Origin of the sequence: Hypericibacter terrae (assembly GCF_008728855.1) — a bacterium.
Classification (GTDB): Bacteria; Pseudomonadota; Alphaproteobacteria; order Dongiales; family Dongiaceae; genus Hypericibacter; species Hypericibacter terrae.
This window is the reverse complement of the sequence record NZ_CP042906.1, coordinates 4,217,766-4,240,861: the sequence shown is the minus strand read 5'-3', so window position 1 is coordinate 4,240,861 and position 23,096 is coordinate 4,217,766. Positions and strand designations below refer to the sequence as shown.

Here is a 23,096-nt window from a genome sequence, read left to right as displayed (position 1 = left end):
CTCGAGGATTCGCCTCGTTTGATGTCGTCACCCGCCGCCCCTGCAACCATCGACCAATCGAGCGTGCCCGCCGGCGTTGCGAGGCTGATGCGCCTGGCGACCTATGCCTCGGTGGCGACGGCGCTGGTCCTCATCCTGGCCAAGGTCGTGGCCTATCTGTTGACCGATTCGGTCAGCATGCTGTCGACCCTCCTGGACTCGCTCATGGATGCGGCGGCCTCGCTGGTCAATCTGATCGCGGTTCGTCATGCGCTGACGCCGGCCGACCGCGAGCATCGCTTCGGCCATGGCAAGGCCGAGGCCCTCGCGGGCCTGGGACAATCGACGTTCATCGCGGGCTCGGCCGCCTTCCTGCTGTTCGAATCGATCGGACGGCTGGTGTCGCCGCAGCCGGTCACGAACGGGATCGTCGGCATCGGCGTCATGCTGTTCTCCATGGCGCTGACGCTGGTCCTGGTCCTGTTCCAGCGCCATGTGATCCGGCGCACGAGGTCGATCGCAGTCTCGGCCGATTCGCTTCACTATGTCGGCGACATCGCCGCCAATCTGGCCGTGCTGGCGGCCCTGGTGCTCTCGAGCCAATTCGGCTGGAACCGATCCGACCCGATCTTCGCGATCGGCGTGTCGTTCTATGTCGGTTTCACCGCCTGGCAGATTGCCCGCAGCGCCTTCGACATGCTGATGGACCGGGAAATGCCGGATGAGGAACGCAGCCGGATTCGGGCGATCGTCATGGCCAATCCAAGAGTGCGCAACATGCATGATCTGCGCACGCGCCGGTCCGGCCCCCATCGGTTCATCCAGTTCCACCTGGAAATGGATCCGGAGATGCGGCTGACGGAAGCTCATATCCTGTCGGACGAGGTCGAGGCCGCCATTCTGAAGGAGTTTCCGGCCGCCGAGGTCATCATCCACGAGGACCCCGAAGGGGTGGCCGAAGGTCGCAAAACATTCACCTGAACCGGTTATGGAGGCTTGCCGGGCGGCCGGATGCGGTTGATTTACCGCAAGTCAGTCCGCGCGGAATCTTATAGGCTGACCTGGTTCCGGCCAGGAAAGGCCGGCAAGAAACGTCAAGACAGTGATCCCGAAACGAGGAGGGCGGTTGATGTCCCACATTGCCACGATCCTGGCGCTCGCCGACGGCGGGCAGGCCAGTGACAGCGTGCTCAAGACAGCCCTCGGGCTGGCGCGCAAATTCGAGGCCCATCTCGAGGTGCTGCATCTGCGGGCCGATCCCTCGACGCTGGTGCCCATCGTGGGCGAAGGCATGTCGGGCGCCCTGGTGGAACAGATGATCGAATCCATGACCCAGGCGGTCGAAACCCGCGCCAAGCGCGCGCGCGAAGCCTATGACCGGCTCGCGGCCGAAGCGCCGGGCGCCACGACCTGGCGCGAGGTGGTGGGACCCGGGCCTGACAGTCTCGCGGCGGCGGGCCGTTTGACCGATCTGGTGGTGATGGCGCGCCCGTCGGGCGAGGACAGCCTGACCCAGACGGCGCTGCTGGACGCCGCCATCTTCGATACCGGCCATCCGGCGCTGATCGTGCCGGCCGGCTATTCCGGCGTCACGGGCGACAATATCGTCGTGGGCTGGAACGGGACCGCGCAGTCGGCCCGCGCCGTCGCGGCGGCCCTGCCGTTTCTCCGCAAGGCCAAGCAGGTGACGGTGCTGACCGTCGGCGACGAAGACAAGCCGGCGCCGGCGGCGGCGCTGGGCGCCTATCTCTCGCGCCACAAGATCGATCCGCAAGTCGTCCGGCTGGAGCTCGGCAACGGGCCGATCGGACGGGCCCTGCTCGATCGCATCGCCAGCCTGTCGGCCGACCTGGTGGTGATGGGCGGCTATGGCCATAGCCGCCTCAGGGAGATGATCCTCGGCGGCACCACCCGCTATGTGCTGGCCAATGCCGCGTTGCCGGTGCTGATGGCGCATTGAACCTGTTGGCTTTGTCCCCTCCCCCGCGGGCGAGGGAGGGTTAGGGAGGGGGCCGCGCGATCCACACCGCGTCATCCCCCTCCTTTGTCCTCCCCCGCCGGCGGGGGAGGAGATGAGAAGGCCAGAACGCGCTAGAATGCCTTCATGACCGACGACCGCAAAACCATGATCCTCACCGGTGCCAGCCGCGGCATCGGGCACGCCACCGTCAAGCGCTTCAGCCAGGAGGGCTGGCGCATGATCACCTGCAGCCGCGAAGCGCCGCCCGAGGAATGCAAGCGCGATCCGAACTGGGCCAAGCACATCACCGCCGACCTGGCCCAGTCGGACGACCTCGAGCGCTTCGTGGCCGAGGCGAACGCATTGCTGGGCGGCGCGGGATCGCTGACCGCGCTGATCAACAACGCCGCCATCTCGCCCAAGACACCGTTCAAGGAGCGTCTCGGCTGCCTCAACGGCGATATCGAGGGCTGGCGCGAGGTGTTCGAGCTCAATCTCTTCGTGCCGCTGCGCCTTGCGCGCGGGTTCGCCAAGGCGCTGCATAAGGGCCGGGGCTCGATCGTCAACATCACCTCGATCGCAGGCCATGCGATCCATCCCTTCGCCGGCTCGGCCTATTCGACCTCGAAGGCGGCGCTCTCGGCGCTGACGCGCGAGATGGCCGTCGAGTTCGCGAGTCTCGGCGTGCGGGTCAATGCGGTGGCGCCGGGCGAGATCGAGACCGCCATGATCGGCCCGGAATATGAGGCGCTGATTCCGCGCATCCCGATGCATCGGATGGGGCTGCCGTCCGAGGTCGCCTCGGCGGTGTTCCGGCTCTGCACCGAGGATTTCTCCTATGTGACGGGAACCGAGATCTTCGTCACCGGCGGGCAGCATCTGTTTTGACGCTCTGGGATCATCCCCTCCCCCGGAACGGGAGAAGGCAAGGGAGGGGGCTGCTCGCTCGCTGACATCGCGTCATCCCCCTCCTCAATCCTCCCCCGAAGACGGGGGAGGAGATGATATGCGCTCCCTACAACCTTTCCCGCAGCGCGCGGAACCAGGCGAGGCGGGATTCGGTCTGGGCGATGTCGTGGTCGAGCCAGTCGAGCAGGTGGCCTGGCTCGCCGGCGTGATGCGCGCGCAGATCGTTGAGGCGGGCCAGCTCCTGCTCGCAGATCTCGGCAAGGAGATCGGCCTGCAGGCGCCGCTCTTCCGGCGTCAGCGCGTCGATGAAACGCATCTTGAGCGCGACGAAGAGCTTGTTGATCTCGCCCAGAGGCCCGCGCAGGCTTGCCGTCATCAGGCGCTGGAGCTCCTGCCGGCCCGCCTCCGTGAGCGCCATGAGCGCCGAGGCGCCCTGGCCGCTGCCCGGTTCGGCATCGATCAGCCCTTCGAGCCGCAGCACCTCGAGCGAGGGTCCCAGCAATTCCAGCGAGGGCCCGACGATGCGGCCGGTGAAATGGCGGACTTCCGTCGCCAGCTCGGCATAGCGCTTGGGTCCCTGCCACAGGCTGCCCAGAGCCGCGAGGCGGACGGCTTCGCTCGGGATGAGGCTGTTGTCGCGATTCATGGGGATGGGTTCCGGACGGCCGGGACTTTAGGCCAGGCCGGGAGACCAAGTCCATAACGGGGCTGGCTCTTATCCCCTCTCCCGCTTGCGGGAGAGGGCCAGGGAGAGGGAGGACGCGGTCGACCGAGCAGCCCCCTCCCTTACCCTCCCCCGCAATGCGGGGGAGGGGATCACTTGGGTCAGTTCCGGATGCCGCGCAGCCGCTCGGAGCGCCGGCGCAGGAGCTCGACCGTGGTCAACATCGTCACGGCAAAGACGATCAGCAGGGTCGCCGCCGCGGTGATGGTCGGGCTGATCATCTCGCGGATGCCGCTGAACATCTGTTTGGGCAGGGTGCGCTGCTCGGGGCTGGCGATGAAGAGCACCACCACGACCTCGTCGAAGGAGGTGACGAAGGCGAAGAGGCCGCCCGAGATCACACCCGGCAGAATCAGCGGCAATGTGATCTTGAAGAAGGAATGGACCGGATTGGAGCCAAGGCTCGCGGCCGCGCGCGTGAGGGTCTGATCGAACCCCGAAAGCGTCGCCGTCACAGTGATGACGACGAAGGGGGTCGCCAGCGCGGTATGGGCCAGCACGATCCCCGGGATGCTGTTGGTCAGGCCGATGCGCGTGTAGAAGAAATACATGCCGATGGCCGAGATGATGACCGGCACGATGATCGGCGAAATCAGCAGGCTCATGATGATGCCGCGCGCCGGGAAGCGCGGGCGGCTCAACCCCAGGGCGGCGAGGGTACCGAGTGCGGTCGAAACCAGCGTCACCGAGACCGCGACGATGATGCTCATCTTCAAAGCCGAGGTCCACCGGACGTTGGTGAAGAAATCTTCGTACCAGCGCAAGGACAGGCCCGGCATCGGGTAGCTGAAATAGGGCTCGGAATTGAACGAGAGCGGCATGATCACGAGGATCGGCGCGATGAGGAACACCAGGATGGCGGCCACGATCACGCGGTGGGCGTAGAACCAGGCTCGTTCCGGGGTCGTTGCGTAAGCTGGCATCGGCATCAGGATCACCCGAACTTCATCTTGTCGACGCCGACGAGACGATTATAGACCGTGAAGAGAATTAGCGTCGCGAACAGGAGGATGGCGCCCAGCGCCGAAGCCTTGCCCCAGTTGTTCTCCTGGTTGATCGCCAACGCGACCATGCTGCTGACCATCTGGTCGGTGGCGCCGCCGACCAGCGCCGGGGTGATGTAGTAACCCAGCGCCAGGATGAAGGTCAGAAGGCAGCCGGCGGCGATGCCCGGGATCGTCTGCGGGAAATAGACGCGCCAGAACGCATAGAACGGTCCGGCGCCGAGCGAACGCGCGGCCCGCACATGGCTGGGCGAGATGGTTTTCATGACGCTATAGATCGGCAGCAGCGTGAAGGGCAGCTGGATGTGGGTCATGGCGAGGATGGTGCCGAATCGGCTGAAGATCAGCCGCAGCGGCCCGTCCCACAAATGCAGGAGTTGGATCACCTCGTTGATGAGGCCATTGTCCTGCAGCAGGACAAACCAAGCGGTCGTGCGCACCAGGAGCGAGGTCCAGAAGGGCAGCAGCACGAAGATCATCAGCAGGTTCGAATAGCGCGTCGGCAGCGTCGCCAGCAGATAGGCGACGGGGAATCCCAGCAGCAGGGTCGCCAGCGTCACCTGGAAGGCAATCCAGAAGGTGCGCACGAAGATGGTCCGGTAGATCGCCTGCTCCGGGGGCACGTTCTGGATCGCGTTATCGGCGTTGCGCTCGAAATCCAGCGCCGCCAGGAGATAGAAGGCGGTCCAGGGGCTGCTGGCGCGCTTGATGGTGGCCCAGGTCTCCTGCTGGCCCCAGACGGCGTCCATCGCGATCAGCGCATCCTTGTAAGGGCCGGCCTCGAGCTTCTCGATCTTTCGCGCGCCGGCGATCACCTTGCTGCGAATGCCCGGAATCTCGTAGTTCAACCGCTTGCCGACCAGGGCGGACGTCTTGTCCTTTTGCGCCTGCTTGATGTCCGCGACGAACGCGGCGAAGACGGATTCGTCCGGAATGTCCTGGCCATTCCAGCTCTGCAGCGCCTGCATCGTCGCCGGCAGGACCTTGCTGATGTCCTCGGGATCGTCGATCGCGTTCTTGAGCATCGTGCCGATCGGCACCACGAACGACATGACGATGAAGATGAGCAGGGGCAGAACGAGGCCCAACGCCTTCAGGCGCCGGGACCGCTCGACGCGCTGCAGCTTCAGCTTGAGCGGAACGCCATCGGCCGTGCGTACGATGTCGGGTGCCGTCGTCGCGACCATAATTCGAGCCACTTTTAGAAGAAAGGCGGGGCGTAGAAAACAGTCGGGGAGGGAACCCGGAGGCTCCCTCCCCGGCGAACAAGATTACTGAGCGAGCCAGGCGTTGAACCGGTCGCGCAGCTCCTCACCATGGTCGGCCCAGAACTGCGGGTCGACGATGATGGCATTCTTCATGTTGTCCGGCGCCGATGGCAGATCCTTCAGCACGTCCGGCTTGATCAGCGCGATGGCGTCCTTGTTGCCCGGGCCGTAGGAGATGTAGTTGGTCTGGTTGGCTTGGTTGTCCGCCCGAGTCGAGAAGGCGATGAACTGATAGGCGAGATCCAGGCGTGGCGTGCCCTTCGGAATCGCCCAGAGATCATAGTCGGGGGCCTGGCCGTCCCACACGATCACGAAGTTCTTGTGATCGTTCACGACCGCGTTCTGGATGCGGCCGTTCCAGGTCGAGCCCATCACCACCTGGCCGTCGGCGAGCAGTTGCGGCGTCTGGGCGCCGGCTTCCCACCACACGACGTCCTTCTTGATGGTGTCGAGCTTCTTGAAGGCGCGGTCCACGCCTTCCTTCGTGTTCAGCACCTTGTAGAGGTCCTTGGTCGCCACGCCATCGGCCATCAGCGCCCATTCGAGGTTGATGAATGGGTTCTTCTGGAGGGCGCGCTTGCCGGGGAACTTCTTGAGGTCGAACAGGTCGGCGACCGTCTTGGGGCCGTCCTTCAGCTTGTCGGCGTCGTAGGCGAAGATGGTGGAGTAAAGGATCGTCGGCACGGCGCAGTCGAACTGGTCGCCGCCGATCATCTTGGATTTATCGACGCCGACCTTGGCGTAGTCGATCGGCTCGAGGATGCCCTCGGCGCAAGCTGCCAACGCGGTCTGGGTATCGACGTCGACGACATCCCAGGTCACAGCCTTGGCTTCGACCATGGCGCGGATCTTGGCGATCTCGCCGTTATATTCCTCTTCGGTGATCTTGGTGCCGGTCTCCTTCGCGAATGGCTTGATATAGGCTTCTTGCTGGCTGTGCTGATAGGCACCGCCCCAAGATACGACGGTCAACGCCTTGTCGTCGGCAGCGGCAGGCTTGGTCAGCGTCAGGGCGAAAGCCGCGACGCCGGCCATGACGAGGGCGCTCGTCATCAACATGCGGATCTTCATCTCTACTGCACTCCCTGCAAAATGCCGGTGTTTTTTTGCCGGCGGTTGAAACCGCTCTGGGGGACCGCGCCTGGGTTCATCGATCGGCGCGGGCTCAAGAGCTCGTCTGTCAGTGCGCGTCGAGCGCCCGACAATCCTCCGCTTTCCAGCCGACCGCGATGGTGGCGCCCGGCTCGAACTGATGGGCGCCCTCGGAATTCGGCACCTTGATCACGAAATCGCTGTTCCCGCACACCGTCACCCGGGTGCGGATATGGTCGCCGAGATAGATCAGCTCCTCGACCTTGGCGGTGAAGAGGTTGGGCATCGTGCCGGCGGGCGGATTGACCCGCACGCGCTCGGGCCGCAGCGACAGCACGGTCGGCGAGCCGACGCCGTCGATCTTGACCGGGGTCGCCTGGACAGTGCCGCCACCCTCGATCTCGACCTGGCAGGTGGTGCCGTTGGTGGCCTTGATCCGGCCCCGGATCTTGTTGTTCTCGCCGATGAACTGCGCCACGAAGGCGTTCAGGGGACGCTCATAGAGATCGTCGGGCGTCGCCAGCTGCTGGATGATGCCGTCATTGAAGACGGCGATCCGGTTGGACATGGTGAGCGCCTCGCTCTGATCGTGCGTCACATAGACGATCGTGATGCCGAGGCGGTCATGGAGATGCTTGACCTCGAACTGCATCTGCTCGCGCAGCTGCTTGTCGAGGGCGCCCAGCGGCTCGTCCATCAGCACGAGCTTGGGATCGAAAACGAGCGCCCGGGCCACGGCGACGCGCTGCTGCTGGCCGCCCGAGAGCTGGGCAGGGCGGCGCTTGCCATAGATTCCGAGCTGGACCATGTCGAGGGCCCGCTTGATGCGGCTCTCGATCTCGGCCTTGCCCATCTTGCGGACCTGCAGGGGGAAGGCGAGGTTTTCCTCGACCGTCATATGCGGGAAGAGGGCGTAGTTCTGGAACACCATGCCGATATTCCGCTTGTGCGGCGGCATGTTGTCGATCGGCTGCCCGTCCAGATAGATATGGCCATTGGTCGGCACCTCGAAGCCGGCCAGCATGAGCAGGGTGGTGGTCTTGCCGGACCCCGAGGGCCCGAGCATGGTCAAGAACTCGCCCTGGGCGATATCCATGTTCAGGTTTTTGACGACCAGAGTCTCGCCGTCATAGCTCTTCTGGACGTCCTTGAAGCTGACGTAATTATCCTGCCGCTTGTTCATTACCCGACCGCGTCACTCCCAGATCTTTGTTTCCGCACTTCTTTCTACGAGGCCAGCGGGTCGCCGGCCGCGTTCGGGTGCGGTGCGAAATGCTACGGTACGATTCCTTCAATTGGGAGTCATTTGTTTCGCAAGAAGATGGTGGCCCGAGAAAACGGTCCTGCTGCCCCGCCTGGCAGCGCGCCCCGGCGGATAGGGCAGCCCCGTTGCCGCCTTTTCGCGGAGCCCTGCCCGAGGAGGGGGCAGGTGTGCGGGCGAGCCGCTGACGTTCCGGACAGGTTTGACGGGAAACCGGAATAGCGGGTTACACCGTCCTCTGACCGGGCCGGACGCCCGGGGGCGGGAACCGGCACGCTTTTGGGCCACGCCTCCGAACCGCCGACCGATTGGTATCAGCCTCAGGCGGCGACGAGACCTTGCTCGCGAACCCAGGCCCAGGTCGCGTCGAGGCCCTTGGAAAAGCGCCGGAACATCTCCTCAATTTCAGCCTCGGTGATGATCAGCGGCGGGCAGAAGGCCATGCCGTCCGCCATTCCGCGGGTGATGAGGCCCAGTTCCTGGCAGAACTTGCTGGTCTGGGCCGCAATACCTTGCTGCGGTGCGAAGGACTCCCTGGTCTGTTTGTTCTTCACCAGTTCGATAGCGCCGATGAGACCCACGCCGCGCACCTCGCCCACCAGCGGATGATCGGCGAAGCGCCGCATCTCGCGTTGGAACGTGGGGGCGATGCGACGAACCTGATCCACGATGTTGCGTTCCTCGTAGATCTTCAGGGTCTCGAGCGCGACGGCGGCGCAGACGGGGTTGCCGGAATAGGTGTAGCCATGGCCGAAGACGCCGATCTTGCCGCTGTTGTCGCGCAGGACGGAGTAGACCTTCTCGTTGATCATCACGGCCGAGATCGGCAAATAGGCAGAAGACAGAGCCTTGGCGACGGTGACGATGTCGGGCTTCATCTTGAAGGTCTGGGACCCGAACATGTTGCCGGTGCGCCCGAAGCCGCAGATCACCTCGTCGGCGATGAAGAGAATGTCGTATTTCCGCAGGATCGGCTGGATCAGGTCGAAATAGCCGGCGGGCGGAACGATGACGCCGCCGGCACCCATGACCGGCTCGGCGATGAAGGCCGCGATCGTGTCCGGTCCCTCGGCAAGGATGAGCTTTTCGAGGCTGTCGGCCATGCGTTGGGCGAACTGCGCCTCGCTCTCGCCCTCCTGCCCGTAGCGATAGTAATGCGGGCAGTCGGTGTGGAGGATGTTGGCGATCGGCAGATCGAAGTCGCGATGATTGTTGGGCAGCCCGGTCAAGCTGGCGGACGCCACCGTGACGCCGTGGTAGCCCTTCTGGCGCGAGATGATCTTCTTCTTCTTCGTCCGGCCGAGCGCGTTGTTGTAGTACCACACCATCTTGACGACGGTATCGTTCGCCTCGGAGCCGGAGCTGGCGAAATAGACCTTCGACATCGGCACCGGCGCGATGCCGATCAGCTTCTCGGCGAGCTCGACGGTCACCGACGAGGTCTTCTGGCTGAAGGTGTGATAATAGGGCAGCTTCCTCATCTGCCTGATGGCGGCGTCGACCAGACGCTCCTCGCCAAACCCCAGCGACGCGCACCAGAGGCCGGCCATGCCTTCGATATAGGCTTTGCCGTTCTCGTCATGAACATAGATGCCCTTGCCCTCGGTCAGGATGAGAGAGCCTTCCTGTTCCTGGCGCACCGCATTGGTATAGCCATGCAGGTGATAGGCGATGTCGCGCGCGGCCAATGAGTTCGGCTTGATCTGATTCATGAGATGCCCACCTCCCGCGGAGGGCGACCGTGAAGCGTTGTTCATGAGGCTGGGCGCCGGCGATCTCAAAGACCGACGGCGCCGCCGAGGCGAACACTATTCCGATTGCCTGCGGGCGAGTCAAAGCCGGCAGCTCAGCGGCAATGTCAGGGTGACAAACAGGCCGCGAAGCATCGCGGGCGATCAGCGCCGGCCGTAGACATCCTCCAGGCGGACGATGTCGTCCTCCCCCAGATAGCCGCCCGACTGGACCTCGATGATATGGAGCGGTTCCTCGCCCGGGTTCTCCAGCCGATGCGCGGCGCCCAGGGGGATATAGGCGGACTGGTTGGCCACCAGGTCGAAGAGCTGGCCGTCGCGGGTCACCCGCGCCATGCCGCGGACGACCACCCAATGCTCGGCGCGCTGGGCGTGGCGCTGCAGGGAGAGCTTGCCGCCCGGCCGGACGATCAGCCGCTTCACCTGGAAGCGGTCGCCGGCATCGACCTGCTCGTAGGAGCCCCAGGGCCGGAAGACCTTGCGGTGGCGCAGATGCTCGTGGCGGCCCTTCTGGTCGAGGGCGGCCACCACGGAGCGCAGGTCCTGGGCCTTGTCGCGGGCCAGGACCAGGACGGCGTCGGGGGTCTCGACGGCGACGACGCCGGTCAGGCCCTGGACCGCCAGGAGGCGGCTTTCGGCGCGCAGATAGCTGTCGCGGACACCGACGGCGACCACATCGCCGATGATCGCGTTGCCTTCGGCGTCCTTGTCGGCGGCTTCCCACAGGCTGTCCCAGGAGCCGACATCGGACCACCCCATGTCGCAGGGCACCACCGCCGCCATGGCGGTGCGCTCGAGCACGGCATAGTCGATCGATTTCGAGATGGCCTTGGCGAATTCCGGTTCGTTCAGCCGTGTGAAGTCGAGGTCGCGCTCGGCGGCGGCGAGCGAGGCCCGCACGGCGACCAGCATGGCGGGCTCGTAACGCTCCAGCTCCTCGATCAGGCGGCGCGCCTGGAACAGCACCATGCCGCCGTTCCAGACATGGTCGCCGGCGGTGAGGTAGGCCCGCGCGGTCGGCAGGTCGGGCTTCTCGACGAACTTGGCCACCCGCTGGCAGCCCGGCGCTTCGGGCAGCTCGGCGCCGAGGCGGATATAGCCATAGCCGGTCTCGGGCTTGTTGGGGGTGATGCCGAAGGTCACGAGAAAGCCGGCGAGGGCCGCGGGCAGGGCGGTGGCGACCGCCGCGCGGAAGCTCTCCGGGTCGGCCACATGATGGTCCGACGGCAGCAGCAGGAGGACGGATTCCGGGTCGATGGCTTCGGCGCCGAGGGCGGCGGCGGCGGCGGCCGGTGCCGTGTTGCGGGCCAGCGGCTCCAGCAGGATGGCCTCGGGCGCCACCTCGATGCTGCGGAGCTGCTCGGCCACCATGAAGCGGTGCTCGGCATTGCAGACGATCAAGGGCGGCAGGAAGCCATGAGCGGGCGCCACGCGCCGGGCCGTCGCCTGCAGCAGGCTCTCCTCGGAGAGCAGCGGCATGAGCTGCTTGGGATAGGTGGCGCGGGAGAGGGGCCAGAGCCGGGTCCCGGCACCGCCCGACAGGATCACGGGGCGTACCTGCATCGTGTTCGAGTAGTAACGCAATTCGTTCATGACGCCAATCTCGCTGGGGTTAACGGAGCCCTTGCCCACAGGCGGGCGATGGGCACTCCCGGGCCGGGCTGGGGTACGGGCGGAACAGCGAAGGCGATGCCTTCCGGATGCGCCGACTCTGACAAACTGGTAGAGATGTTCGCGTGACGGGCAGGGAGACAAAACTGTGGCAGAGCGCTTCGATCTGATTGTCAAAGGCGGGAGGGCGATGACGCCCTCAGGGCTCGTCGAGGCCGATATCGCGATCGCCGATGGGAAGATCGCCGCGATCGGTCGCATCGATCTGCCCGCGGACACGGTCCTCGATGCCAAGGGGCTGCATGTGCTGCCGGGCGTGATCGACAGCCAGGTGCATTTCCGCGAACCCGGCCTGACCCATAAGGAAGATCTCGCGACCGGCACGGCCGGCGCGGCGCTGGGCGGCGTCACCGCGATCTTCGAGATGCCCAACACCAATCCCAACACGGCCACGGCCGAGGCCCTGGCCGAGAAGCTGAGCCTGGCCGAAGGCCGGGTCTGGTGCGACGTCGCCTTCTTCGTCGGCGCCACCACCGAGAATGCGGAAACGCTGGGCGAGCTGGAGCGGCTGCCGGGCGCTGCGGGCATCAAGATCTTCATGGGCAGCTCGACCGGCACGCTGCTGGTGGCCGACGACGAGACGCTGCTGCGCGCCTTGGGCAATGGCACAAGGCGTGTCGCGATCCATTCGGAGGACGAATATCGCCTGCGCGAACGCCATGCGCTGGTGAAGGACGGCGCCGATCCGGTGATGCATCCGGTCTGGCGCGACGTGGAGACGGCGACCCGGGCCACGCAGCGGGTGATGCGGCTGGCACGCCAGGCCAAGCGCCGCGTCCATATCCTGCATGTGACGACGGCGGAGGAGGTTCCGATCCTCGCCGCCAACAAGGATCTCGTCACCATGGAGGTGACACCGCAGCATCTGACGCTGGCGGCGCCCGACTGCTATCGCGAGCTCGGGACCTTCGCGCAGATGAACCCGCCGATCCGCGAGATGCGCCACCGCGAGGCGCTGTGGCAGGCGGTGCGCGACGGCATCGTCGACGTGATCGGCTCGGATCACGCGCCTCATACGAAGGACGAGAAGGCGAAGCCCTATCCGCAGAGCCCCTCGGGCATGCCCGGCGTGCAGACGCTGCTGCCGCTGATGCTGGATCACATGAATGCGGGGCGGCTGACGCTCGAGCGGCTGGTCGATCTCACCAGTGCCGGCCCTGCCCGGATCTACAACGTCGCGAGCAAGGGACGCATCGCCGTCGGTTACGATGGCGACCTCTCGATCGTCGATCTCAAGGCCAAGCGGACCATCGAATCCAAGCAGCAGGCCACGCGCTGCGGCTGGACGCCGTTCGACGGCCGGTCCGTGACGGGCTGGCCCAAGGCCACGGTGGTGCGCGGCCATATCGTCATGCGCGAGGACGAGTTGATCGGACGGCCCATCGGCCGGCCGGTGCGGTTCGCGGAGTGCCTCGGCTCCATGTGATCGCTACGCTCTACTTTAAAGCTTCGAGCGAGTTCGGTTGACGAGAGGCCGGGCTCCCCTCAGAGTCCGGCCTCGCTTTTACACCCTTCAACAAGAGCCTTTGCCCCATGTTCAAAGCCCTGCTGCTCGAAGAGAAAGACGGGAAGGTTTCCGCCAGCATCAAATCGCTCGAGGAATCGGCATTGCCCGAAGGCGACGTGACGGTCGCCGTCGAGTTCAGCACGCTCAATTACAAGGATGGGCTGGTGCTGGGCGGGCTGGGAAGGCTGGTGCGGAAATATCCGCATGTCGGGGGCGTCGATTTCGTCGGCACGGTCGAGAGCTCGAGCCATCCTTCCTGGAAGGCGGGCGACAAGGTCATGCTCAATGGCTGGCGCGTCGGCGAGCTGCATTGGGGCGGCTATGCCGAGAAGGCGCGGGTCAAGGGCGACTGGCTGATCCCGCTGCCGAAGGGGTTGACGCCGGAGCGGGCGATGGCGATCGGTACGGCGGGCTATGCCTCGATGCTGGGAATCATCGCGCTCGAGATGCATGGCCTCAAACCCGACAAGGGCGAGGTGCTGGTGACGGGTGCGGCTGGCGGCGTGGGCAGCGTCGCGGTCGCGGTGCTGGCGAAGCTGGGATACAAGGTCGTGGCCTCGACTGGCCGCGCCGAGACGCATGACTATCTGAAGTCGCTGGGGGCGGCCGAGATCATCGACCGCGCCAGCATCGCGACGCCGTCCGGCAAGCCGCTCGACAGCGAGCGCTGGGCCGGCTGCGTCGATGCGGTGGGCGGCAGCACGCTGGCGAATGTGCTGGCCAATCTCAAATATGGATGCGGGGCGGCGGCCTGCGGGCTCGCCGGCGGGACCAAGCTCGAGACCACGGTCATTCCGTTCCTGCTCCGCGGCGTCAATCTGCTCGGCATCGACACGGTGATGTGCCCGATGGAGCGCCGGAAAGAGGCCTGGGCCAGGCTCGCGCGCGATTTGCCGGCGGACAAGATCGACGCCATGATCCAGAAGGCGACCCTGGCCGATCTGCCGAAGCTGGGCGCCGACATCCTGGCCGGCAAGGTGCGCGGCCGTGTCGTCGTGGATGTGAGGAAGTAGGCGGCGAGGGCAGGGCGCCCGCGGCACGGGAGGTCGCAAGATGGTCAATACGGGATCCCGGCGGCCGAAAGTCATGTCGATGCTGGCCCTGGCAGGGACGGCCTCTGCCATCAGCATGTGCCAGCCTAACCAGCCCGACGTGATTGCCTATGTCGAACCGCCCACGATCTATTGCTACCACTCGCTGGGCACGCCCGATTGCTATGCGCAGCCGCTGCCGGGCGAATATAACCGCATGATCGGCTATTACGGCGCGCCGCCGACCGAGATGCCCGCGCAGCAGGCGCCCGGCGTGACGATCACGCGGTCCGATCCGGGGATGTAGGCGAATGCTCGCCTCCCCTCACCCTCATCCCGTCCCCGCAAGGGGAGACGGGACAAGGGGCGGGAAGCCCTGACGAAATTCTGCTGAAACGAGAGCCGATCGCTAACCCGCGATCGCGGCCGGCCCGGCCGGCGCGGGGTCGGGAGTGGGGGCGAGGGGAAGGGCGTTGCCTTCGGGCGCGCTGCGTCCACCCAGCGGACGGACCGTCACATAGCCGCAAGGCACGGCTTCGGTGACGATCAGGGTCGTGAGATCGGGCTCGGGACCGCCACCGAAGCTGACGATGATCTGGTCGCCGCGGCGCAGGAGATCGCAGGCGGGGGCGAAATAGCCGGTGTAGTCGGGATTGCCGCATTCGCCCGACAGGACCAGCTCGGGCTTGTCGTTGGTGCGGTAGTGCCAGAGGGTGAAGCCATTCGCATAAGCCAGAATGCTGAGTTCGCGCGCGACGAAGCCTCTCGGCATGCCGATCCTCCCGGGTCCTTGGTTGCGGTGACGTTTGGTTTTTCGCGGCAAATGATACGCAAAAGGCGTATGATTGGCAAGAGGATTCTTCTGCGGGCTGAATCGGGTCGTCCACCCCTCCCCCTAACCCCCTCCCACAAGGGGAGGGGGCTGGATTGATGTTAGTTCTCGCTCCCCTCCCGCAAGGGGAAGGGGCTTGAATGTGAAAAGATCACGCCCCCTCCCTTCACGGGAGGGGGTAGGGGGAGGGAGATTTACGTTCAACTGGTCTCGGCGGAGCCGGTGATGCGGTAGAGGCGCTTCACGTCGCGGGCGGCGAGGCGGAGGTCCTTCGCGGGATTGAACTGGCGCAGCACGATGAGGTCGTCGCTGCGGCGCAGGAACTGCTTGATGAGGCCCTGGCCGTCGGCAAGCTCGATCGCGACGAAGCAGCCCTTGGTGATCGGCCGATTGGGGTTCACATAGAGCATCTCGCCGGCGAAGTAGCGCGGCTCCATGCTGTCGCCATCCACATAGAGCGCGAAGCCGTTGGCGACGCCCTGCAGCCCCACGGGCCGCAGCACGAATTCCTTGGCCTCGCCTTCGTTGAAATAGAATCCCTCCGAGCCGCCCTTGACGGCGCCGAGCACCGGCAGGTCGCGGCCGAGGCCGGGCGGCGCCATCACGAGGTCGCGCGCATTGATCGCCGGTCCCGACGCGGGACCCATGCGCGGCGCGGGCAGGTCCGGCGCCTCGAGGCCGGCGAGGGCGAGGAGCTCCTGCGGGTCGATGCCGCGGGTCTCGAACAGCGAGCCCAGCTGGCGCGTCAGATCGAGCGGCAGCCAGCGGCGCTTGTAACGGTCCTCGTAATGCTGGTAGCGGGTGAGCGACCAGCCGAGCGCGTCGGCGACCTGGCGCATGGAAAGGCCGGATCGCTCGCGCAAATGTTTGAGCCGCCGGGCGGCTTCCGAGATCTCGCTCATGCGCCACCGATAGCAGGCTTGTGGATAAGTTTCAACCGCAAAATCAGTTGACTTTGCGGTAGGATTTTTGTATAAATGCGTACGCTCGCAAGGGAAGGCGTTAATATGATCGCTTCGCTCTACTTCTGAGCTTCGAGCGAGTTCGCTGCCCGCGGGCGCGGTCTTTCCTGAGACATACCCCCCACCCCAGCCTCCCCCTCAAGGGGGGAGGTGAAGATATGGAGTGCGCGCATGTCGTCACCCGTCGTCGATTTCCCGCTGTCCGACACGCTGAAGCCGACCCAGGCCACGGCCGAGATCGCCAAGCTCGAATGGGAGGATGTGATCGGGCTCGGCGTCACGGCCGATGGGGCGTTCGAGGTGATCAACAGCGAGATGACGGCGGAGCGCGCGCTGTGGCTGATCGAATGGGCCAAGCGCTGGGCGCTCGGGCTCGACGAGGAGGAACTGGATTAAGGGCCCGCGACCCGGGAGGAGTCTTCATGGCAGACACGCCCCGCAAACGCGGCCGGCCGCGCAAACATCCGATCGTCGTCGATACCGGCACGCCCGAACTGCAGCGCCATCGCGCGCTGCGTGTGAACGGCGCGGACCCGACCTTGTCGGAAGACCCGCTGGCCCTCATGGCGGCGAAGAAGCTGATCGTGCCTTCCCAGGCCGAGGCCGGCCGCTACTACGCCTGGCTTTATCGCCGCGCGGTTCGATGGCCTCATCTCAGCACGAACGTCCATTACGAGCAGTTGGCCATGAACGCGTTGCCCGCGCCGGTCGAGGGCGACGACGCCTTGCAGGCCCTGGCCCGCCGGCTCTATCGGCGGGGCAAGCGACGGTTGCTTCTGGAGAGCCGGCTGGTGGCAGAGGCGACGGAGAACGTCGCCGTGTTCGGCAACTGGCCGCAATTCCTTCACCCCAAGTCGGCGAAGCAGCAGTTGCCGCGCACCGACGCGGTGCAACGGCAACGCGATGCGATCCACAAGGAGGCCGTCATCCGGGGCCTGAGCGCCCTCGAGGAAACCTACGGTCTCGCCCGCCGGAGGACTCGGCCATGAGCAACGCCAGCCCTACCCGTACTCGACGATCTCGGGTCACGGCAAACGACAAAGAGTCGCCCGAGAACCATGTGCGCCGGTTGGCCCAGCAGCATTGCGGCGGGGCGATGCGCGCGCTTGCGGCCGTCGCCAGGGACCTGAACGCGCCCGCAGCCGCCCGCATCACGGCAGCGACCAGCCTGGTGGCGTGGGCGTTGGGAACGTCGGTCGACGGGGCGGGGTCCGCGCCAGAGGCCAGTGGCGGCAAGCGCGCCGCCCCGGAACAGGTCGTACGCCTCGCATGGATGGAATCGAACAACAGGACGCGGAACCAGCCGAAGAAACCCAAGGGCGAAGCGGAGAAGGCCGGGACCGGCAAGGAAGCGGGAGACAAGAGGGGCCGCTGATCGCGCTGCCCTATCGCCCGCGGCCGCTGCAGCAGGCGCTCCATGAGCAGATGCGCAGGTTTAATGTGGTGGTCTGCCACCGGCGGTTCGGGAAGACCGTCCTCTGCGTCAACCACCTGATCCGCGCCGCGGTGCGGTGTCCGGCGCCACGCCCGCGCTTCGCCTATCTGGCGCCCACCTATCGCCAGGCCAAGGCGGTCGCCTGGGACTATCTCAAGCATTTCACCGGACCGATTCCGGGGGCGCAGCGCCATGAGGGCGAGCTCAGGGTGGATTTGCCCAATGGGGCGCGCATCACGCTGCTCGGCGCCGACAATCCCGACGCGCTGCGCGGGCTCTATATCGACGGCATCGTGTTCGACGAATATGGCCAGATGGCGCCGCGCATCTTCGGCGAGGTGGTGCGGCCGGCGCTTTCGGACCGGCAGGGCTGGGCGGTCTTCATCGGCACGCCCCAGGGCCGCAACGGATTCCACGAGATCTACGAGACCGCGCGCCTCGACCCGGACTGGTTCACGGCGCTGCATCGGGCGAGCGAGACGGGGCTCATCGCCGAGGAAGAACTCGCGGCCGCGCGGCGCATCATGACGCCCGAGGAATATGCGCAGGAGTTCGAGTGCAGCTTCGAAAGCGCAGTCGCTGGCAGCTATTACGGAAGGCTGATCGAGGAGGCCGTCGCCCAGACGCGGATCGGCCAGGTGCCTTATGACCCGCGGCTGCCGGTGCATACAGCGTGGGACCTCGGGATGGACGATTCGACTGCGATCTGGTTCGCCCAGGCCGCCGGCGCCGAGGTGCGGCTGATCGGCTATTACGAAGCCTCGGGCGAGGGCCTCGAGCATTATGTCCGGGTGCTGCAGCAGCGCGGCTATGTCTATGGCGAGCATTGGCTGCCGCATGACGCCGAGGTGCGCGAGCTCGGGACCGGCGTGAGCCGGATCGAGACTCTGGCCTCGCTGGGGCTCAAGGGACGCGTGCTGCCGGCCCTGCGGATCGAGGATGGCGTCAATGCGGCGCGGCTGCTGTTGCCGCGCTGCTGGTTCGATCGCGAGGCCTGCGCCGCCGGCATCTCGGCGCTACGCCATTACCGGCGGGATTATGACGAGAAGCTCCGGGCCTATCGCTCGCGGCCGGTTCATGACTGGTCGAGCCATGGCGCCGATGCCTTCCGCTATCTCTCAATCGGGCTGGCGCAGCTGCGGGACGGCGCGCGGGCGCTGCCGAAGCGGGATCGGGGTTGGGTGGTTTAGGGGACAGGAGCGACGACATGCTGCAGAAGGTGACTTTGGGTTATTTCGAGCGGGATGAGGCGGGGCGGATGTTGTCGCGCAGCCGTGCGGTGATCGTCGAGGCGCCCAGCGGCGACGAGGCGGCGGCGCTGGCGCTGGCCGAGCATGGGCCCGAGCTGGAGCGGTTGGCTGGCTACGATCCGGGGCAGGTCTCGGCCCGCGTGGCGGTGCTGGGTGTCGATACAGCGGCGGCGGATGTCGCGCACAGTTCGCAGGACGCCGGTACCCCAGAGGCGAGCGCTCCAAAGCCCGATGCAAAGAAGAACAAACGTCCGCGTTAGATCGGGCTGCCACCCCGGGTCTTCCGTTGCCCCGGTCGCCGGCCGACCCGCGAATTGTCTGACGAATTCCCTCAGGGAAAACTGCGGCGATTGACGCCCAGAGTGCTAGTCTCATGAGGATCGGGGGTGCGATCAAATTCGAGTCGCAAAGCTAGGAGCTCTCCGGATGGTTGGCGATGAAGACGAAAGGCGCAGCCTGATCCTCAGCCTGTTCGCGTGCCTTGAATGCGCGACTGGCCTGGGCCTGATCCTGGCGCCTGACCTCCGCATCTGCCTGCTATTCGGTCAGACCGAGTCTGTGCCGGTAACCCTGCTGTTGGCGCGGCTGGGCGGAGCGGCCCTGCTTGCCGTGGGTGCCATGAGTTGGGGCGCGGGGACATTCCACCGATCTCAAGCCGGCCTCAGCCTGCTCATAGGGGTCACCCTGTACAATGGTCTTGCCGCCCTCGTTCTGGCCTATTCCGCCTTCGGCCTGGCCATGCGGGGCGTGCTGATATGGCCGGCAATGTTACTTCATGCGGCGTTGCTTCTTTGGTGCCTCGCCAGCGCACTACGGATGCAACGGCAGCGGTGAGTGCCGGGCTGCAAGATGGCGACGGATCAGGCGATATCCGTCCAGATCGATCCCGGCTCCGCGGCATCGATAACCGTCAAGAAGATGAGCTGGTTGACGATGACGAGGCCAAGGACGACAAAAGAAACAAGAAAACGCGCCCGGACAGCATGAACACGCATATCATCATTCGGCCCGTCGAGACCGCGGCCGATCGCAAGGCCTTCGTCGAACTCGCCTTCCGCCGGAACGCGGGCGACCGCCATTGGGTGCCGCCGCTAAGGCAGGAGGTTTACGGCCTCATCACGCCTGGCAAGAACCCCTGGTTCGACCATGCGGAGGCGCAACTCTTTCTGGCCGAGCGCGACGGCCGCGCTGTCGGCCGGATTTCCGCGCATATCGACCATCTCGCGCTCGCTCAGCCCGCCGCACAGGGCATGGGCCCGGGCACCGGCAATTGGGGCATGATGGAAGCGGAAGACGAGGCGACCTTCCGGGTGCTCATCGCGCATGCCGAGGACTGGCTGCGGACCAAAGGCATGCGGCGATCGCTCGGCCCCCTCAGCCTGTCGGTGTGGGACGAGGCCGGCCTGCAGGTCAGCGGCTTCGACCATCCGCCGACGGTGATGATGGGGCATAACAGCTCCGCCTATCGCGGTTGGGTGGAAGCCGCAGGCCACAGGCCCGCCAAATCGCTCTACACCTACGAGCTCGATATCAGGCGGGATTTCCCGCCGTTCGTCCAGCGCATCGTCCAGTCGGGCGAGCGCAACGCCCGCATCGTCATCCGCAAGGTCGACAAGCGCCGCTTCAACGAGGAGGCCGCGCTGATCCTGGGCATATTGAACGATGCCTGGTCGGGAAATTGGGGGTTTGTGCCGCTGACGGACGCCGAGATCGCCTATGCCGGCAAGAAGCTCAAGCCGCTCGTCTTCGAAGATCTGACCCGGGTCGCCGAGGTCGATGGCGAACCCGTCGCCTTCATGTTGACGCTGCCCGATCTCAACGAGGCGCTGAAGCCCCTGAACGGCTCGCTTTTTCCATTCGGCTGGGCAAAGTTATTGTGGTGGCTGCGCGCACCCAAGGTGAAGACGACACGTGTGCCGCTCATGGGCGTGGTCAAGCGGCTCCAGGCATCGCGCCTGGCGAGCCAGGTCGCCTTCATGATGATCGAGTATATCCGCCGCGCCGCGGTCGCCAGCTATGGTGCTTCGCGTGGCGAGATCGGCTGGATCCTCGATGACAACAAGGGCATGCGTGCGATCGCCGAGACCATCGAGAGCAAGATCAACCGCGAATATGTAATCTACGAAAAGACGCTGTAAGTACGGCGCCGGACGAACCTCGTAACCCGCCACTTCACGAGACTGTGTCGAGAGCAGGCGAGGGACGGCGTGCGAGCGCTGTCGAGGCGGGATCGGGGCCCGGTGGCTTAGATCTTGGGCTATTCGCCCTTCCTGATGACCGTACCGGTCGTCTGGATCGTCGACAGGGTGAGCTTGTCCCGCCATTCTTCGGATGTGCGCCAGGCGCGCGCCGACAGCGGCGGCGTCTAGGCAATCACTCAATCCGGCAATCCCGCCTTGCGATATCCTTCGACAAAATGCTGTCGCGTGGCCTCATCACGTGAGGGTTGCACGGCGGCCCAGTCGCTGATCTTGAAATGCGGATCGGTCAGCATATAGAGCTCGGCCTCGTGTCGCGCTTCATCCACATGGCCCACTTGCGCCAGGCTCGCCGCCAGGATGCGCCGTGAGCCGGTGCGGTAGGTGGCGTCCTTGCGCAAAGTTTCGATCGCCGCCTGATATTGGCGCAGCGCGTAGTAGGCGTGCCCAAGCAGCCAATAGTAGTAAGCCTCCGGCTGCGGGTTGAGACGAAACGCCTTTTGGATCTGGTCCAACCCCTCCTGGTGCTTGCCGGAACAGACGGAAAGGTCCGATAAATTCGCCCATGCGTCGGCATTGTTGGGATCGAGTTTCAGGGCGGCGGCGAACTCTCGCTCCGACTTCTCGAACTGACGATCGTAAGCGAGCAGGTACCCATGCATCCATCGGCCATTGGCATCGTTCGGATCGAGAGCGACGGCTCTCTCGGCCATCGCAATTGCCGCGCGATGGTCCGTTTTCGTGCCAAACCACAGGCCCCATATCGTCCACATGCAGTGGGCAAGCCGCCAATGCGCCTCGGCGTAGTCCGGATCCAAGGCAATCGCACGCTGAAGCAGGAGAGCTCCCTCGCGCGCGGCGAGCGGCGATTGCTCCGCCATCGAGCGCGCGCGCAGGCATAGTTCGTAGGCTTCCATGTTCTTCGGACGATTGCGCGGCGGCGGGATCGTGAGCATCCCGACCAGCGCCTCCACGATCTTCGCCGTCACCTCGTCCTGGATGGCGAAGATGTCTTGAAGGTCGCGGTCGAACCGTTCCGCCCAGAGATGAGTGCCTTTCACGGAATCGATGAGCTGCGCGTTGATTCGCACGCGCTCGCCGGACCGCCGGGCGCTGCCCTCGAGAATATAGCGCACGCCGAGATCGCGCGCGATCTGGCGCACGTCCGTGTGTTTCCCCTTGTAAGCGAAGGTGGAATTTCGCGCGATGACGAAGAGCCCGGCCGTCCGTGACAGGTCCGTGATCAGATCCTCGCTCAATCCGTCTGCGAAGGATTCCTGCGCAGGGTCGCCGCTCAGATTGTTGAAGGGCAGCACCGCTATGGAGGGCTTGGACGGGAGCGGCAAACCCGCCGGTTCCGCTGCCGGGTGCAAAGGGGGCGCGGTCCTGACGCGATAAACATGCAAGGGTTCGGCGATGTTCTTGACCGATTGCGGACCCAGATCGTCGAAGTGGCAATCGAGCTTGCGGCGAACCTGCTCATAGACTCCCCCCGAGACCGAAATGCCTCCCGGCTCGGCAAGGCTCTCCAGGCGGGCGGCGATGTTCACGCCGTCGCCATAGAGATCGCCGCCCTCGACCATGACGTCGCCCAGATTGACCCCGATGCGCAGAACGATATGCCGGTCCAGGGGCCGGCCGCCATTGGCGTCGGCCATGCCCTGCTGCAGATCGGTGGCGCACTGCACGGCATTGACCGCGCTGGCGAATTCGACCAGCACGCCGTCGCCCGTGGTCTTGAAGATGCGGCCCTGATGCCTGGCCACCAGCGGCTCCAGCACGGTCTTCCGCAGGGATTTGAGCGCGGCCAGGGTGCCCGCCTCATCCTGCTCCATGAGGCGGCTGTAGCTCACCACGTCGGCTGCCAGAATGGCGGCCAGACGGCGTTGGACGCGTTCTTCGGCCATTTGCAGCTCGAAGGGCCGGAGGAAGGCAAGACGTCCGGAATTGTATGGGCGAGTGGCAGGGGTGTCTATCGGGCCGGGTTACAGCTTCCGCTCACAGGCCGCCGGTCATTCAGGCCCTAGGAAAACCTACCTCGTGGTGACGACCGGCGAAGGCCGGCCGGCAGCCGGGGCGCCATAGATCGGCGTTCCGTCCGGTTCATAGCCCGTGACGCCGGGTTCCCACCACCAGATCGGGTTGGCGCGAAAGCTGGCACGCTGGTTCCGCCGCGACAGAAGGGCTGCCAGCTTCGGGTCATCCGAGATATGCGGGTCAACACCGATCAGGGCGATTCTGAATCGTCCGATGCCCTGTTTC

General features: G+C 65.4%; 23 protein-coding genes. 13 read left to right on the top strand and 10 right to left on the bottom strand.

The features are described from left to right. Positions 1-21: 21 nt before the first annotated feature. The 3 genes from FRZ44_RS19490 to FRZ44_RS19480 all read left to right on the top strand — a co-directional run bounded on the left by FRZ44_RS19490 (position 22) and on the right by FRZ44_RS19480 (position 2,827). Positions 22-960: a cation diffusion facilitator family transporter gene (locus tag FRZ44_RS19490; RefSeq protein WP_151178749.1), complete on the top strand. Its 939-nt coding sequence runs from the start codon at positions 22-24 to the stop codon at positions 958-960. Between the two features lie 148 nt (positions 961-1,108). Continuing rightward, entirely contained in the window at positions 1,109-1,939 is an 831-nt protein-coding gene (locus FRZ44_RS19485) for a universal stress protein (protein WP_151178748.1), read from the top strand. A 144-nt stretch (positions 1,940-2,083) separates the two neighbouring features. Further along, positions 2,084-2,827: an SDR family NAD(P)-dependent oxidoreductase gene (locus FRZ44_RS19480; RefSeq protein WP_151178747.1), complete on the top strand. Its 744-nt coding sequence runs from the start codon at positions 2,084-2,086 to the stop codon at positions 2,825-2,827. 127 nt (positions 2,828-2,954) lie between these two features. Here FRZ44_RS19480 and FRZ44_RS19475 read toward each other — a convergent pair whose 3' ends face one another. From FRZ44_RS19475 to FRZ44_RS19445, 7 genes are all read right to left on the bottom strand, one after another. Continuing rightward, the gene (locus FRZ44_RS19475; RefSeq protein ID WP_151178746.1) at positions 2,955-3,494 is read right to left on the bottom strand and encodes a hypothetical protein; all 540 of its coding nucleotides are present in this window, start codon (positions 3,492-3,494) and stop codon (positions 2,955-2,957) included. Between the two features lie 179 nt (positions 3,495-3,673). Next, positions 3,674-4,501 (bottom strand): ABC transporter permease, encoded by an 828-nt coding sequence (locus FRZ44_RS19470; RefSeq protein ID WP_151178745.1) that lies wholly within the window; start codon positions 4,499-4,501, stop codon positions 3,674-3,676. A gap of 5 nt (positions 4,502-4,506) precedes the next feature. Beyond that, positions 4,507-5,763, bottom strand: coding sequence for an ABC transporter permease (locus FRZ44_RS19465; RefSeq protein WP_151178744.1), 1,257 nt, complete (start codon positions 5,761-5,763; stop codon positions 4,507-4,509). Positions 5,764-5,847: 84 nt separating this feature from the next. Next, on the bottom strand, positions 5,848-6,915 hold the full coding sequence (locus FRZ44_RS19460; protein WP_225308349.1) for an ABC transporter substrate-binding protein: 1,068 nt from the start codon (positions 6,913-6,915) through the stop codon (positions 5,848-5,850). A gap of 109 nt (positions 6,916-7,024) precedes the next feature. Then, positions 7,025-8,119: an ABC transporter ATP-binding protein gene (locus tag FRZ44_RS19455; protein ID WP_151178743.1), complete on the bottom strand. Its 1,095-nt coding sequence runs from the start codon at positions 8,117-8,119 to the stop codon at positions 7,025-7,027. Between the two features lie 398 nt (positions 8,120-8,517). Then, the gene (locus FRZ44_RS19450; RefSeq protein WP_151178742.1) at positions 8,518-9,909 is read right to left on the bottom strand and encodes an aspartate aminotransferase family protein; all 1,392 of its coding nucleotides are present in this window, start codon (positions 9,907-9,909) and stop codon (positions 8,518-8,520) included. Between the two features lie 183 nt (positions 9,910-10,092). Beyond that, positions 10,093-11,541, bottom strand: a complete 1,449-nt coding sequence (locus tag FRZ44_RS19445) for a mannose-1-phosphate guanylyltransferase/mannose-6-phosphate isomerase (RefSeq protein ID WP_225308348.1) — start codon at positions 11,539-11,541, stop codon at positions 10,093-10,095. Positions 11,542-11,707: 166 nt separating this feature from the next. Between FRZ44_RS19445 and FRZ44_RS19440 the strand changes: the two genes are divergently transcribed. The 3 genes from FRZ44_RS19440 to FRZ44_RS19430 all read left to right on the top strand — a co-directional run bounded on the left by FRZ44_RS19440 (position 11,708) and on the right by FRZ44_RS19430 (position 14,464). Continuing rightward, entirely contained in the window at positions 11,708-13,045 is a 1,338-nt protein-coding gene (locus tag FRZ44_RS19440) for a dihydroorotase (RefSeq protein WP_151178741.1), read from the top strand. Between the two features lie 107 nt (positions 13,046-13,152). Then, the gene (gene acuI / locus FRZ44_RS19435; RefSeq protein ID WP_151178740.1) at positions 13,153-14,139 is read left to right on the top strand and encodes an acrylyl-CoA reductase (NADPH); all 987 of its coding nucleotides are present in this window, start codon (positions 13,153-13,155) and stop codon (positions 14,137-14,139) included. Positions 14,140-14,179: 40 nt separating this feature from the next. Next, positions 14,180-14,464, top strand: coding sequence for a hypothetical protein (locus FRZ44_RS19430; protein WP_151178739.1), 285 nt, complete (start codon positions 14,180-14,182; stop codon positions 14,462-14,464). Positions 14,465-14,566: 102 nt separating this feature from the next. On the opposite strand, the gene FRZ44_RS19425 is transcribed toward FRZ44_RS19430, so the two are convergent. After that, on the bottom strand, positions 14,567-14,929 hold the full coding sequence (locus tag FRZ44_RS19425; protein ID WP_151178738.1) for a hypothetical protein: 363 nt from the start codon (positions 14,927-14,929) through the stop codon (positions 14,567-14,569). 260 nt (positions 14,930-15,189) lie between these two features. Then, on the bottom strand, positions 15,190-15,891 hold the full coding sequence (locus tag FRZ44_RS19420) for an XRE family transcriptional regulator (RefSeq protein ID WP_151178737.1): 702 nt from the start codon (positions 15,889-15,891) through the stop codon (positions 15,190-15,192). 231 nt (positions 15,892-16,122) lie between these two features. On the opposite strand from FRZ44_RS19420, the gene FRZ44_RS19415 reads away from it, so the two are divergent. The 7 genes from FRZ44_RS19415 to FRZ44_RS19390 all read left to right on the top strand — a co-directional run bounded on the left by FRZ44_RS19415 (position 16,123) and on the right by FRZ44_RS19390 (position 20,774). Then, positions 16,123-16,347 carry a hypothetical protein gene (locus FRZ44_RS19415; RefSeq protein ID WP_151178736.1) on the top strand — a complete coding sequence of 75 codons (225 nt, stop codon included), beginning with the start codon at positions 16,123-16,125 and terminating at the stop codon, positions 16,345-16,347. A 26-nt stretch (positions 16,348-16,373) separates the two neighbouring features. Then, positions 16,374-16,940 carry a hypothetical protein gene (locus tag FRZ44_RS19410; RefSeq protein ID WP_151178735.1) on the top strand — a complete coding sequence of 189 codons (567 nt, stop codon included), beginning with the start codon at positions 16,374-16,376 and terminating at the stop codon, positions 16,938-16,940. Next, positions 16,937-17,326, top strand: a complete 390-nt coding sequence (locus tag FRZ44_RS27105; protein WP_191908197.1) for a hypothetical protein — start codon at positions 16,937-16,939, stop codon at positions 17,324-17,326. The genes FRZ44_RS19410 and FRZ44_RS27105 overlap by 4 nt, the downstream gene beginning before the upstream one ends. A 50-nt stretch (positions 17,327-17,376) precedes the next feature. Beyond that, positions 17,377-18,576, top strand: coding sequence for a terminase large subunit domain-containing protein (locus FRZ44_RS19405; protein WP_225308347.1), 1,200 nt, complete (start codon positions 17,377-17,379; stop codon positions 18,574-18,576). Between the two features lie 17 nt (positions 18,577-18,593). Then, on the top strand, positions 18,594-18,896 hold the full coding sequence (locus FRZ44_RS19400; RefSeq protein WP_151178733.1) for a hypothetical protein: 303 nt from the start codon (positions 18,594-18,596) through the stop codon (positions 18,894-18,896). A gap of 166 nt (positions 18,897-19,062) precedes the next feature. After that, positions 19,063-19,470: a hypothetical protein gene (locus FRZ44_RS19395; protein ID WP_151178732.1), complete on the top strand. Its 408-nt coding sequence runs from the start codon at positions 19,063-19,065 to the stop codon at positions 19,468-19,470. After that, complete coding sequence (locus FRZ44_RS19390; RefSeq protein ID WP_225308346.1) at positions 19,392-20,774, top strand: GNAT family N-acetyltransferase; 1,383 nt, start codon at positions 19,392-19,394, stop codon at positions 20,772-20,774. Before FRZ44_RS19395 ends, FRZ44_RS19390 begins: the two co-directional genes overlap by 79 nt. Positions 20,775-21,013: 239 nt before the next feature. Here FRZ44_RS19390 and FRZ44_RS19385 read toward each other — a convergent pair whose 3' ends face one another. Continuing rightward, complete coding sequence (locus tag FRZ44_RS19385; RefSeq protein WP_151178731.1) at positions 21,014-22,741, bottom strand: adenylate/guanylate cyclase domain-containing protein; 1,728 nt, start codon at positions 22,739-22,741, stop codon at positions 21,014-21,016. Positions 22,742-23,096: the final 355 nt, after the last annotated feature.